This window comes from Rhodococcus sp. 077-4 (assembly GCF_047782425.1).
In the GTDB taxonomy this organism is placed as follows: Bacteria; Actinomycetota; Actinomycetes; order Mycobacteriales; family Mycobacteriaceae; genus Rhodococcoides.
Genome location: NZ_JAJPWC010000002.1, coordinates 305,993 through 319,316 on the forward strand (window position 1 = coordinate 305,993; position 13,324 = coordinate 319,316).

The 13,324-nt window shown below is 64.2% G+C and carries 10 protein-coding genes; all 10 read left to right on the forward strand.

Features of this window, described 5'->3' with window-relative positions; translation table 11 throughout:
• The 10 genes from mftG (at position 1) to ACNEOT_RS10930 (ending at position 13,314) form a co-directional block, all read left to right on the forward strand.
• Positions 1-1,485 (forward strand): mycofactocin system GMC family oxidoreductase MftG, encoded by a 1,485-nt coding sequence (gene mftG / locus ACNEOT_RS10885; RefSeq protein WP_415974007.1) that lies wholly within the window; start codon positions 1-3, stop codon positions 1,483-1,485.
• A 116-nt stretch (positions 1,486-1,601) separates the two neighbouring features.
• Positions 1,602-2,897 (forward strand): transcriptional regulator, encoded by a 1,296-nt coding sequence (locus tag ACNEOT_RS10890; RefSeq protein WP_415974008.1) that lies wholly within the window; start codon positions 1,602-1,604, stop codon positions 2,895-2,897.
• A gap of 122 nt (positions 2,898-3,019) precedes the next feature.
• Positions 3,020-4,543 carry an aldehyde dehydrogenase family protein gene (locus ACNEOT_RS10895; protein WP_121870459.1) on the forward strand — a complete coding sequence of 508 codons (1,524 nt, stop codon included), beginning with the start codon at positions 3,020-3,022 and terminating at the stop codon, positions 4,541-4,543.
• Positions 4,543-5,082, forward strand: coding sequence for a DUF779 domain-containing protein (locus ACNEOT_RS10900; protein ID WP_415974009.1), 540 nt, complete (start codon positions 4,543-4,545; stop codon positions 5,080-5,082). Before ACNEOT_RS10895 ends, ACNEOT_RS10900 begins: the two co-directional genes overlap by 1 nt.
• 128 nt (positions 5,083-5,210) lie before the next feature.
• Positions 5,211-6,845 (forward strand): GMC oxidoreductase, encoded by a 1,635-nt coding sequence (locus ACNEOT_RS10905; RefSeq protein ID WP_415974010.1) that lies wholly within the window; start codon positions 5,211-5,213, stop codon positions 6,843-6,845.
• A 34-nt stretch (positions 6,846-6,879) separates the two neighbouring features.
• A complete protein-coding gene (locus ACNEOT_RS10910) occupies positions 6,880-7,863 on the forward strand; it encodes a cation diffusion facilitator family transporter (RefSeq protein WP_415974011.1) in 984 nt (327 codons plus the stop codon).
• Positions 7,864-7,997: 134 nt separating this feature from the next.
• Entirely contained in the window at positions 7,998-9,452 is a 1,455-nt protein-coding gene (eat, locus tag ACNEOT_RS10915; RefSeq protein ID WP_415974012.1) for an ethanolamine permease, read from the forward strand.
• The gene (locus ACNEOT_RS10920) at positions 9,449-10,861 is read left to right on the forward strand and encodes an ethanolamine ammonia-lyase subunit EutB (RefSeq protein ID WP_415974013.1); all 1,413 of its coding nucleotides are present in this window, start codon (positions 9,449-9,451) and stop codon (positions 10,859-10,861) included. The genes eat and ACNEOT_RS10920 overlap by 4 nt, the downstream gene beginning before the upstream one ends.
• Positions 10,858-11,625: an ethanolamine ammonia-lyase subunit EutC gene (eutC, locus tag ACNEOT_RS10925; RefSeq protein ID WP_415974014.1), complete on the forward strand. Its 768-nt coding sequence runs from the start codon at positions 10,858-10,860 to the stop codon at positions 11,623-11,625. The genes ACNEOT_RS10920 and eutC overlap by 4 nt, the downstream gene beginning before the upstream one ends.
• A 54-nt stretch (positions 11,626-11,679) precedes the next feature.
• A complete protein-coding gene (locus ACNEOT_RS10930; protein ID WP_415974015.1) occupies positions 11,680-13,314 on the forward strand; it encodes an AMP-binding protein in 1,635 nt (544 codons plus the stop codon).
• The last annotated feature ends 10 nt before the right edge of the window (positions 13,315-13,324 follow it).

Sequence of the window (13,324 nt, forward strand, 5' to 3'; positions counted from 1 at the left end):
GTGAACTCGATCGAGTTCGCCGACGTCATCGTCGTCGGAGGTGGATCGTGCGGCTGTGTGATCGCCGCACGGCTCAGTGAGAATCCTGATCGGTCGGTGCTGGTGCTCGAAGCCGGACCGGCGTTTTCCGGCGTCTCCGACGTTCCGGCAGAGTTGCGCGACGCGTCGATGCTTCCCATCGGACCCGGCAGCGAATGGGTGGGGACCTACGCAGCCGAACTCACCGCCGCCGTCACCCGGACGATCGCCCGAGGCCGGGTGCTGGGAGGATCCGGCGCAGTGAACGGCGGCTACTTCGTCCGCGCCACTCCCCGCGACTTCGATGACTGGCCGCAGTCGACGTGGTCCTTCGATCAGGTGCTGCCGTTCTACGTCGGATCGGAAACCGATCTCGACTCAACAGTGCTCCGACGGTGGCACGGTTCGCAGGGGCCGATGCCGGTCTGGCGTGCTCCCGTGCAGGATCGGCATCCCCTCACCGCGGCGTTCGTGAACTCCGCTACGAACGCCGGCTTCGGTTTCGAAAAGGACTTGAACGCTCCCGGCGCGGCCGCAGAGGGAGTCGGTGCCGTGCCGTCGAACATCCGCAACGGGACCCGCGTGAATGCTGCTCTCGCATACCTGTTACCGGTCATCGGCAGGAAGAATGTTCGCGTACAAGGTAATACGACCGTAGCGTCGTTGATCTTCAACGGCGACAGAGTGATCGGAGTGGACATCGTTGTCGACGGTGTTCGCACTACGGTCCGATCCGATACCGTGATCGTCTCGGCCGGTGCGGTACACACCCCGGCCCTGCTACTGAGGTCAGGCATCGGACGCGCCGAAGACGCTGTTGCGCTTGGTATCCCGGTGGTCGCCGACAGTCCCGGCGTGGGACGCGGCTTCAGCGACCACCCCGAAGTTGCCGTTCCCGTCGTCATGAAGAGGGAGTCTTCTACGGTATCGCCTGCGCTGGAGGCGGTTCTGCACTCGGGCGACGTGGAGATCAGGCCGTACACCAGGAGGTTCGACCAGCTGATCTCCGGTCTTACCCGCGGACCGCACGTGTTCGGCGTCGGCCTGATGCGCTCGAGTGCACGGGGGAGTATCACGCTGCGCAGCACAGATCCGTTCGAGTCCCCCGACGTGAGGTACCACTATCTCGAATCGGAGGGTGACCGGCGGGCGATGCTCGACGGTATCGCGTTGGCACGTGATCTGCTCGCATCGCCGTCCATGACGGGCGAGGTCGACGTCCCCGCGATGGACGACCCGTTGGCGGGACTGGGTACGTCACTGCACCTGTCCGGTAGCGCCAGGATGGGTCCCGATTCCGATCCGGGTTCGGTGCTCGACGACCACTGCCGCGTACGTGGAGTCGAAGGAGTCTTCGTCGTCGATACTTCGGCGTTTCCTGTGGTGCCCAGCCGTGGACCGCATGCGACGGCAATCATGTTCGCGGAGCGCGCCGCGGCGCTCATGGGAGTGGAGCCTGCGAAATGACCCGTCGCGTCGCGGCCCTCGACGGGACCGGCCGCGCCCACTCGCGGCGACAGCGGCTGTATCCTTGGTTGTGAGCTGGGTTACAGCGATGTGACAGGTCACGGAGGAAGCATCGAATGGCAAGCCGATCGGACAGTGGCGGCAATCCCTGGGTCGCGGTGCGACCGGGTGAGGACGTTGCTGTGCTCGCGCGCCAGATGTCCAGTGCCCATCAATCTTTCGTCGACGACATTCGTACGAACGGCTCGGCCGTCAGGTCCGTGGTGCTCGATTCTTGGATGCGCAGCCGGACCAAGGGTGTCGATCCCGACGGCGGTAACGACACTCCTGCGTTGACCGGGCCGGACCTCGAGCGCTATCGCAACGAGCATCCGATGGCCATCATTCGTCCGGTCATCCGCAAACTGCTGGTCGAGGATGCGTCGGATACCGGTTTGCTCGTCGCCATCTCGGACGCCGAAGGGCGATTGCTGTGGGTCGAGGGCGATTCGGCGGCGAAGGACAGAGCGCTCACGATGGACTTCGCCGAAGGGGTCGACTGGAGCGAGGAGAACAAGGGCACCAATGCTCCCGGTACTGCGCTCGCCGTCGACCACAGCGTGCAGATCTTTGCCTCCGAACACTTCTCTAGATCCGTGCACGAATGGAGCTGCTCGGCGGCACCGGTGCACCACCCGACCAGCGGCCACATTCTCGGTGCCATCGACATCACCGGTGGCCCTCGGGTGGCGGTGCCGGAGGTGCTCTCGCTGGTGCGTGCCACCGTTGCCGCAGCCGAGTCCGAGTTGCGTCTGCACCTGATGAACTCACCGAAGTCGTTGGGCGATACAGCTCCTCGCCTCGAAGTTCTCGGATCAGGACGCCCAGGAGTGGTGCGCGGTTCCGGCCGGATATCCCTGTCTCAGCGACATGCGGAGATACTCCTGCTACTCGGTGAGCATCCCGAGGGCCTCAGTTCGGATCATCTCGCGGTGCTGCTCGACGAGCAGGAGCTCGATTCAGTGACGATCCGCGCCGAGATGTCGAGGTTGCGTAAGGCCTTCGGTACTGCGGGTTTGGCGTCGCGGCCCTACCGCTTGGTCGGCGAGTTGTCCTCCGACGTCGGCGACATTCGGCGCGCCCTCGACCGCGGCGATGTCGACGCGGCTCTGCGGATCTATTCCGGCCCGGTGCTCCCCGGATCGTCCGCGCCCGGCATCGAGGAAATCCGGGAAGAACTGCGGTCCCGTATGCAGGCGGCACTGCTTCGACTCGGAGACCCGGTGTTGCTGGCGCAATGGACTTCGTCCATTCACGGCCGCTCGGACGTCATTGCCTGGGAGGCCTACCGAGCCACTCTGAGTCGCGATTCCGCCCTCTACGGGCAGGTCAGTGCACGCATCGATCTGCTCGATCGCGATCTCGGAATCTGACGCACCCGTCGCGTCGAGCCTGTTGGGACTATCGGCAACGTAGTTGCAACGTTGCACCCCCTAGTGTCCTGAATCACACACCGCATCAACTGTGAAGCACGTGTCGATCAGGAGGATTTTCAATGTCCGTCTACGCCCGTCCAGGTACCGCCGATTCCGTCATGTCGTTCCAGTCGCGCTACGACAACTGGATCGGCGGCGAGTGGGTTCCGCCGGTCAAGGGCCAGTACTTCGAGAACCCGACTCCCGTCACCGGTGAGAACTTCTGCGAGGTCGCCCGCTCCACGTCCGAGGACATCGAGCTCGCGCTCGACGCCGCGCACGCCGCAGCACCCGCGTGGGGCAAGACCTCCGCGGCCGAGCGCGCCGTGATCCTCAACAAGATCGCCGACCGCATCGCCGACAACCTCGAGTCGATCGCGCTTGCGGAGTCCTGGGACAACGGCAAGCCGATTCGCGAAACCCTCAATGCCGACATCCCGCTGGCCATCGATCACTTCCGTTACTTCGCCGGTTGCATTCGCGCGCAAGAAGGATCGCTGTCCGAAATCGACAGCGACACAGTCGCTTACCACTTCCACGAGCCGCTCGGCGTGGTCGGTCAGATCATCCCGTGGAACTTCCCGATCCTCATGGCCGTGTGGAAGCTCGCTCCCGCACTCGCTGCCGGTAATGCCGTGGTGCTCAAGCCCGCCGAGCAGACCCCCGCATCGATTCTGCATCTCATCTCGATCATCGGAGATCTGCTGCCCGCCGGCGTACTGAACATCGTCAACGGATTCGGCGTCGAAGCGGGCAAGCCGCTGGCATCGAGCCCGCGCATCTCCAAGATCGCGTTCACCGGCGAGACCACCACCGGCCGCCTCATCATGCAGTACGCGTCGCAGAACCTGATTCCCGTGACCCTCGAGCTCGGCGGCAAGAGCCCCAACGTCTTCTTCTCCGACGTGCTTCAGGCCAACGACGACTACCAGGACAAGGCCCTCGAAGGCTTCACGATGTTCGCCCTCAACCAGGGTGAGGTGTGCACCTGCCCGTCCCGCTCGCTGATCCAGGCGGACATCTTCGACGAGTTCCTCGCCCTCGCGGCCATCCGGACCAAGGCTGTGCGACAGGGAGATCCGCTCGACACCGACACCATGATCGGCGCTCAGGCATCGAACGATCAGCTCGAGAAGATCCTCTCGTACATCGAGATCGGCAAGGGTGAAGGCGCACAGGTGGTCACCGGCGGTGAGCGCGCACAGCTCGGCGGCGACCTCAACGGCGGTTACTACATGCAGCCGACCATCTTCACCGGCAAGAACAACATGCGCATCTTCCAGGAGGAGATCTTCGGGCCGGTCGTCTCGGTCACGTCGTTCACCGACTACGACAATGCCATCGAGATCGCCAACGACACCCTCTACGGGCTCGGAGCCGGCGTCTGGTCGCGTGACGGTGGTATCGCCTACCGTGCCGGCCGCGATATCCAAGCCGGTCGCGTGTGGACCAACACGTACCACCAGTACCCCGCGCATGCCGCATTCGGTGGCTACAAGCAGTCCGGTATCGGCCGCGAGAATCACAAGATGATGCTCGATCACTACCAGCAGACCAAGAACCTGCTCGTCAGCTACGCCCAGAAGGCACAGGGCTTCTTCTGATGAACAGCCCTCAGTCGCCCGCGCGGCTGAAGACCACCGTCGGGGCGATGGACCTGCTCCGTCGCCTCGGCGGTATCCACGGGGAACTGATGATGCATCAGTCCGGGGGATGCTGTGACGGCTCGTCGCCGATGTGTTATCCCGCAGGCGAATTCATCGTCGGCGACCGGGATGTTCTCCTGGGGTACATCGATCTCCGGCTCGGGGTCGGCGAGGTCCCACAGGACCTGCCGAGCGGGAGCGACGGCGTGCCGGTGTGGATTTCGGGATCACAGTTCCAGGCGTGGAAGCACACTCAACTCGTGCTCGATGTCGTGCCCGGTCGGGGCGGTGGATTCTCGCTCGAATCGCCTGAGGGCGTTCGTTTTCTGAGCCGCGGACGCGCCTACACGGCCGAGGAGAACGAGATCCTGGAAGGGCATCCGCCGCTCGTCGGCGTCGACTGGGAGGAAGGTCGACGACCGGAGGTTCCCAGCGATCCGCTGGTGGTCGCCGAGGCCGTCGACGCGTGTCCCGTTCCGGGGATGCTGCAGGGCTGAATGCGGTGCACGCCACATGGAGGGCGTCGGTGTGATAATTCGTTCTTACTGCAACGCTGTGTAGACAGTAACCACCCTCTCGTTGTTCATTACACCGCCGTCAGCAGGCGATCAGCGAGAGGGACTACATGGAGATCAGCCGTAGGCGTGCACTGCAGGCCGCCGCGATACTGGGTGCGAGCGGAGCATCGGCATTTCTCGTCGGATCGCGCCCCGCTGCCGCGGCACCAATTCTCGAAACCGCGTATCGGACTTTCGTTCCAGAACTGTGGAACGAACCGCTGCGCGCACCCGAGCACTCCGAGTCGATCGTCGTCGGCTCCGGATTCGGTGCAGCCGTTGCCGCTCGCCGACTGGCCGAATCCGGTTCCTCGGTAACGGTCCTCGAACGCGGATCGCAGTGGCCGCTCGATGCGCAACGGCAGATTTTCGCCAACGATTTCGCGCCGGACGGTCGTGCGTTCTGGCGGCGCGGTGGCCTGGCACCGTTGACCGGTCTCCCGATGGTGCCGACGGATCGGTTCGGCGGACTGTTCGATGTTACCGAGCACGGCTCCATCGACGTGTGGCGAGCAGCGGCCGTCGGCGGCGGTTCGCTGGTGTTCACCGGTGTCATGATCGCCCCGGAGCGTCGGTTCTTCGCCTCGTTGTTCGGCACCTCCGTCTCCTACGACGAGATGGACCGAATCTATTACCCGCGAGTGCGATCGGCATTGCGCCTGTCGTCGGTGCCCGACGACGTCTACGCCTCCGCCCCCTTCACCCATTCCCGGATCTGGGACGCGCAGGCGCGACGAGCGGGATACTCGCCCAGCCGCATCGACGGCATCTGGAACTGGGATGTGGTGCGCGCGGAACTATCCGGCGCAGCACGACCGTCGGCGACCATCGGCGAATCGAACCTCGGAAACTCGAACGGTGCAAAATTCGATCTGACCCAGAACTACCTGGCCGACGCCCAGCGCACCTCCCGCGCGAAAATCCATGCGCGGCACGAGGTCACCGCGGTGGCGCGGGCCGCCGACGGCCGGTACGTTCTCGAGGTCGACATCCTCGACCCCGGTGCATCGGTCGTCGAATCCAGGACGCTGACCTGTGACCGGCTGTTCCTCGGAGCAGGATCGATGGGTACATCCGAGCTGCTGGTCGCGGCTCGAGACACCGGCACTCTGCCCGACCTGAACGAACACGTCGGGCAGGGTTGGGGTACCAACGGCGACGCTGCTCTGGTGCGCGGCATGACCCCGGAAGGCAACGGCATCGTGCAGGCATCGCCGTCGGCGTCGCGCATCTTCGACGAGTCGGGAACGCCGCTCACACTGGAGAATTGGTACGTGCCCGGCTCTCCCATCGACATGTCCCTCATCGGCTCGCTCGGAATGGTGCTCGACCCGACCCGCGGCGAGTTCGTCTACGACCGAGTGACGGGGAAGACCCGACTGCGCTGGCCCGAGCAGGGCAACAGGTACGTCGAAGAGGCACTGCGCGGGGTGCACGATCGCATCGCCCACACCTCCGGCATCGGAACCGGGTTCCCACTCCTGCGAGTCCCCGACGTCAACGCATCGTTCACCGCACACCCCCTCGGCGGGGCAGTACTGGGCAAGGCAACGGACGGTTACGGTCGAGTGGTGGGATACGACGGCCTCTACGTCGTCGACGGTGCTTTGATCCCGGGTAGCACCGGTGCCGTCAACCCGTCTTTGACCATCGCGGCGCTCGCGGAGCGGAACATCGAGGAGATCATCGCCTCGGGACGGTGACGCACCACTGCGCGCAGCGCATACAGTGCGAAAGATGAAGAGCGCACCGAAGTCCGACGACGTCGAAGGTAGCGAGAGCCTACGCACGGTGGTCATCGCATTCGTGGCCAACCTCGGCGTCGCGATCGCCAAGACGTTCGCCGCCGTGTTCACCGGATCTGCGTCGATGGTCGCCGAGGCCGCGCACTCGTGGGCCGACACCGGTAACGAGATCTTTCTGCTCGTCGCCAATCAACGAGGCTCACGCGGCCCGGACGATCGACGACCGTTGGGATATGGCAGAGAGACGTACTTCTGGTCGACGCTCGCAGCCATCGGACTCTTCGTCGCCGGTGCCGCAGTATCGGTGTGGCACGGCATCACCTCGTTGCTCGCCGGCGAATCGAGCAGTGAGAACTACCTCGTCGCGTACGTGGTGCTCGCCATCGCGTTTCTGCTCGAGGGAGTCTCGTTCCTGCAATCGGTTCGGCAGATTCGCGGTGAAGCGGCCGAATACGACAAGGACTTTCTCGATCACGCACTCGAGACCTCGGACCCGACGCTGCGCGCAGTGTTCGCAGAGGACAGTGCCGCGTTGATCGGCATCGTGATCGCCGGTGCCGGAATCGGCTTGCACCAACTCACCGGTAACGCCGCCTTCGACGCCGTCGGGTCCATTCTGGTGGGAGTACTGCTCGGAGTCGTCGCGTTCGTACTGATCGATCGAAACCGCCGATTCCTCACCGGCGAACCGGGATCGAGAGCATTATGGAACGCGGTGGTGCAGCGGATCGAGCAACTCCCCGAGGTGGCCTCGGTCAGATTCGTTCGCATCGAGTTCGTCGGTCCCAAACAGATCTACGTGGTGGCGAGTGTCGATCTCGTCGGTGATTTCGCAGAATCACGTATCGCCCACACGCTCCGGCGGCTGGAGCGTGTGTTGGAAACCAACGCAGCTGTGGTGGACGCAGTACTGACAGTCGCCGAACCGGACGAGGGAGATATCGGTGACGTCAACGCGGTGGCGCACACGCCGTAATTCGCCCGTCATTCATCGATGACGCCCCGCTTACACGGCGGGCCTATCGTGAACCGATTCGCGCGCCACACGTGTTGTGAATCGTCCCCTCGGGCGTGAACCCGCCCGAGCGACATGGTTACGAGAGGCTTGCAATGTCCGTGGTAGACCCCCAGTCTTCGCACCCGAAATCCGGCTCTCACGAGAGCACCCAGTCGCACGTCGAGGGCGGTGACTATCTGGCCAAACGGACTCTGAAGAAGGGAACGGCCGGCTGGGTCCTGCTGGCCGGCCTCGGAGTCAGTTACGTCATTTCCGGCGACTACTCCGGGTGGAACCTCGGCCTTGCCGAAGGCGGTTTCGGCGGACTGCTCATCGCCGCGATCATCATCGCGGGCATGTATCTGGCCATGGTTCTCGGCATGGCCGAGATGTCGTCTGCACTGCCCGCGGCAGGCGGCGGTTACACATTCGCCCGGCGGGCGCTCGGGCCGTGGGGTGGATTCGCCACCGGCACAGCGATTCTCATCGAGTACGCCATCGCTCCTGCGGCAATCGCGACATTCATCGGTGCCTATGTCGAATCGCTCGGACTGTTCGGTATCACCGACGGGTGGTGGGTCTACCTGGTGGTCTACGCGGTGTTCATCGGAATCCACCTCGCCGGCGCGGGCGAAGCACTCAAGATCATGTTCGTCATCACCGGTATCGCCTTGGTCGGACTTCTCGTGTTCGCCGTCGCCGCCATCGGACAATTCGATGCGAGCAATCTGACCGACATCGCGCCCACCGATGCTGCAGGCGCGTCCGGATTCCTGCCGTTCGGCTACCTCGGCATCTGGGCTGCCGTTCCGTTCGCCATCTGGTTCTTCCTCGCCATCGAGGGCGTCCCGCTGGCCGCAGAAGAGGCCAAGGATCCGACCAAGAACGTCCCGCGCGGCATCATCGCCGCCATGGGCGTCCTACTCGTCACCGGTGCCGTCGTCCTGTTCCTGGTCACCGGTGCGGGCGGTGCCGACGCCGTCAAGGAATCGGGAAACCCGTTGGTGGAGGCCCTCGGTGACGGAACAGCGAGCAAAATCGTCAACTACATCGGCCTGGCCGGTTTGGTCGCGTCCTTCTTCTCGATCATGTACGCGTATTCCCGCCAGCTCTTCGCCCTCTCTCGTGCCGGCTACCTACCGAAGACCCTGTCCATCACCAACTCTCGCAAGGCCCCGACGCTCGCGCTGATCGTGCCGGGCATCATCGGCTTCCTGCTCTCACTGACCGGTCAGGGCGGAATGTTGCTCAACATGGCCGTGTTCGGTGCGGCACTGAGTTACGTTCTGATGATGGTCAGCCACATCGTGCTTCGGCGACGCGAGCCGAACATGGATCGCCCGTACCGCACTCCGGGCGGCGTCGTGACCACAGGATTCGCGTTGGTCATCGCCGCGCTCGCCGTCGTCGCCACCTTCGTCGTCGACTCCACTGCGGCACTGTGGTGTCTGGCCGTGTTCGTGGCGTTCATGGCGTACTTCGGGATCTACAGCAGGCATCATCTCGTCGCGAACTCGCCGGACGAGGAGTTCGCCGCGCTGGCCGAGGCCGAGGCCGAGCTGGAATGACGATCTACACCCAGCAGGTCTCGGGCACCACCTATATTTTCGACGGATTGGTGGATCTGATGGCCAAGGCCACCCCGCTTCGATCGGGCGACGAATTGGCCGGCTGCGCAGCCGAATCGGATGCCGAGCGGGCTGCGGCGCAGTGGGCCCTGTCCGAAATTTCGCTCGACGTCTTTCTGCACGATCTGCTCGTTCCGTACGAGAGCGACGAAGTCACCCGGCTCATCATCGATTCACACGACCGCATCGCCTTCGGGGCAATTTCGCACCTGACCGTCGGTGGCCTGCGGGATTGGCTGCTGCAGGTGACCGCAGGGCCCGATGCGGCAGCGACACTGCGTTCGGTCGCGGCCGGATTGACACCGGAGATGGTGGCCGCGGTCAGCAAGATCATGCGGAACCAGGATCTGATCGCGGTGTCTCGGGCGGCGGCGGTGACATCGGCGTTCCGCACGACCGTGGGGCTGCCAGGAACACTCACCACTCGGCTCCAGCCCAATCACCCGACGGACGATCCCCGCGGAATTGCCGCGGCCACGCTCGACGGGCTGCTGCTCGGTTCTGGCGACGCGGTCATCGGCATCAATCCCGCAACCGACTCGCCCCAGGCGACGGCCGACCTACTGCATCTGCTCGACGAGATTCGGCAGCGCTTCGAGATCCCCACGCAGTCGTGCGTGCTCTCGCACGTGACGACAACGATGGAACTGATCGACAAGGGCGTCCCGGTCGATCTGGTGTTCCAGTCCATCGCAGGTACCGAAGGGGCCAATTCGAGCTTCGGAGTGAACATTCCGCTGCTCCGAGAGGCCAACGAGGCCGGCAGGTCTCTGCACCGCGGAACCGTCGGGAACAACGTCATGTACCTCGAGACCGGTCAGGGGTCGGCGTTGTCGGCGGGCGCTCACATCGGTACCGGCGACCGCCCCGTCGATCAGCAGACTCTCGAAACGCGCGCCTATGCGGTGGCCCGCGATCTCGAACCGCTGCTGATCAACACCGTCGTCGGATTCATCGGGCCCGAGTACCTCTACGACGGCAAACAGATCATCAGAGCGGGCCTGGAAGATCACTTCTGCGGCAAGCTGCTGGGGCTGCCGATGGGAGTGGACGTCTGCTACACCAACCATGCCGAGGCAGACCAGGACGACATGGACACGCTGCTGACCCTCCTCGGCGCGGCCGGGGTTGCGTTCGTCATCGCGGTGCCGGGTGCCGACGACGTCATGCTCGGGTACCAGTCGCTCAGCTTCCACGATGTGCTCTACGTTCGGCAGGTCCTGGGTCTGCGCCCCGCACCGGAATTCGAGTCGTGGCTTGCCCGACTGGGAATGGTGGACGCCGACGGCCGGGTGCTGGACGTCGATGCGGCGGGAAGCCCGTTGCGCGCGTTGATGAGTGCGCGATGACCGGCGAATCGGAGGTGGAGTTCTGGGGTGATTTGCGTGCGATGACCCAGGCTCGAATCGGGTTGGGGCGCATCGGTGATTCGTTGCCGACCACGCGGGTGCTCGAGTTTCGGTCGGCGCATGCGGCAGCGCGGGATGCGGTGCACATGCCGCTCGAGGTCGAGGAGTTCGCGGCCAGAGTGGAGCAGGTGGGTCTCGGTGCACCCTCGGTGGTGACGTCGCTTGCAACGAGTCGTGCGGAGTATCTGCGACGGCCCGATCTGGGTCGGCAGCCGAAAGACCTGTCGGCGGTGTCGCATTCCGAGGACGAGATCGGCATCGTGTTGGGCGACGGATTGTCTCCTCGTGCGCTTGCCGAACACGGTGCGGAGATGCTCGAAGCCCTGAAAGCCGAACTGAGCGAACGCTATTCGATCGCAACTCCGGTGATCGCGACGCAGGCGCGGGTGGCCCTCGGCGATCACATCGCGGCGGCGATGGGCGTGCGGACGGTATTGGTTCTGATCGGGGAGCGCCCCGGGTTGTCGGTCGCGGACAGTCTCGGCATCTACCTGACGCACCTGCCGAAGCCGGGTCGCACCGACGCCGATCGCAATTGCATCTCGAATATCCATCCGCCCGAAGGTCAGGGGTACGCACAGTCGGCGCGGATCGTGGCGGGTCTGCTTGCAGGCGCGAGAAAGCTGGGTCGGTCGGGAGTCGCGCTGAAAGACACCTCGCGGGCCGATGCGCTCGAGGCGGCCGAGGTCCTCACGCTCGAGTGACATCCCCCCATTTCGGGGGTGGCTGTGCGTGACCGGGCTCACTACCGTGGCGGTATGGACAGTTATTCCTCGGGTGCGTCGGACACAGCGATTCTCACCGACACAATAGGTGCAAATCTGGATCGAACAGTGACGCGATACTCCGATCGTGACGCGTTGATCGATGTGGCGTCAGGGCGGCGGTGGACCTACTCGGAATTTCTCGCGGACGTGGATCTCTTGGCGGCCGGCCTGCTGGTGGCCGGTGTCGGAGTAGGGGACCGCGTGGGGATGTGGGCACCGAACTGTCCGGAATGGGTTCTGGCGCAGTACGCGACGGCCAAGATCGGTGCGGTGCTGGTCAACATCAATCCCGCATATCGCTCCCATGAGCTGGAGTTCGTGCTGAAGCAGGCCGGCGTGTCGGTGTTGTTGGCCGCCACCGAGTTCAAGGGGACGAACTACGCGGCAATGATCGATGACGTGCGTCCCGAGGTGCCGTCCCTGCGCGAGGTGCTGTTCATCGGGAGCATCCAGTGGGAGGCGATGACCGATCGCGGGCATCGAGCACTGGCGAAGACTCCGCGCATGATCACCGACGTGTCCGAACAACTCGACCCAGCCGACGCGATCAACATTCAGTACACCTCGGGGACAACGGGTTTCCCCAAGGGGGCGACGCTGAGTCACCGAAATATCCTCAACAACGGCTTTTTCGTCGGCGAGCTCTGCCACTACACCGCCGAGGACCGCGTGTGCATTCCGGTGCCGTTCTATCACTGCTTCGGCATGGTGATGGGCAATCTCGCGTGCACGTCGCACGGCGCGGCGATGGTGATTCCCGGTCCCTCTTTCGATCCGGTGACGACACTGACGGCCGTCGCGGCGGAGAAGTGCACCTCCCTCTACGGCGTCCCGACGATGTTCATCGCCGAACTGGCCCTGGAGAACTTCGACGACTTCGACCTGAGCAGTCTGCGCACCGGCATCATGGCCGGATCACCCTGTCCTACCGAGGTGATGAAGCAGGTCATCGAGCGCATGGGGATGACGGAGGTGTCGATCTGCTACGGCATGACCGAGACGTCTCCGGTGTCGCTGCAGACGCGCAGCGAGGACTCCATCGAGCAGCGGGTGTCGACCGTCGGCCGCGTCGGTCCTCACCTCGAGGTCAAGATCGTCGACCCCGTCCTCGGCGAAACGCTGCCACGGGGCGAGGCGGGCGAGCTGTGCACTCGTGGTTACTCGGTGATGCTCGGTTACTGGGAGCAGCCCGACAAGACAGCGGAGGCGATCGACGACGAGGGGTGGATGCACACCGGCGACATCGGGGTGATGGACGGAGACGGCTACGTGGCGATCACCGGGCGGATCAAGGACATGGTGATTCGCGGCGGCGAGAACATCTATCCCCGGGAAGTCGAGGAGTTTCTCTACACCCATCCCGACATTCTCGACGCGCAGGTGATCGGTGTGCCCGACCCGAAATACGGTGAGGAGCTGATGGTGTGGATCAAGATGAGAGACGCTGCTGCGCCGCTCGATTCGGCTGCGGTGCGCTCGTTCTGCGAGGGGCGCCTCGCCTACTACAAGATCCCGCGATACGTGCACGTCGTCGACGAGTTCCCGATGACGGTCACCGGCAAGGTGCGCAAGGTGGAGATGCGTGAGCGGTCGCTCGGATTAATCGAACAACTGCCGTTCGGCTGACATACTCGCT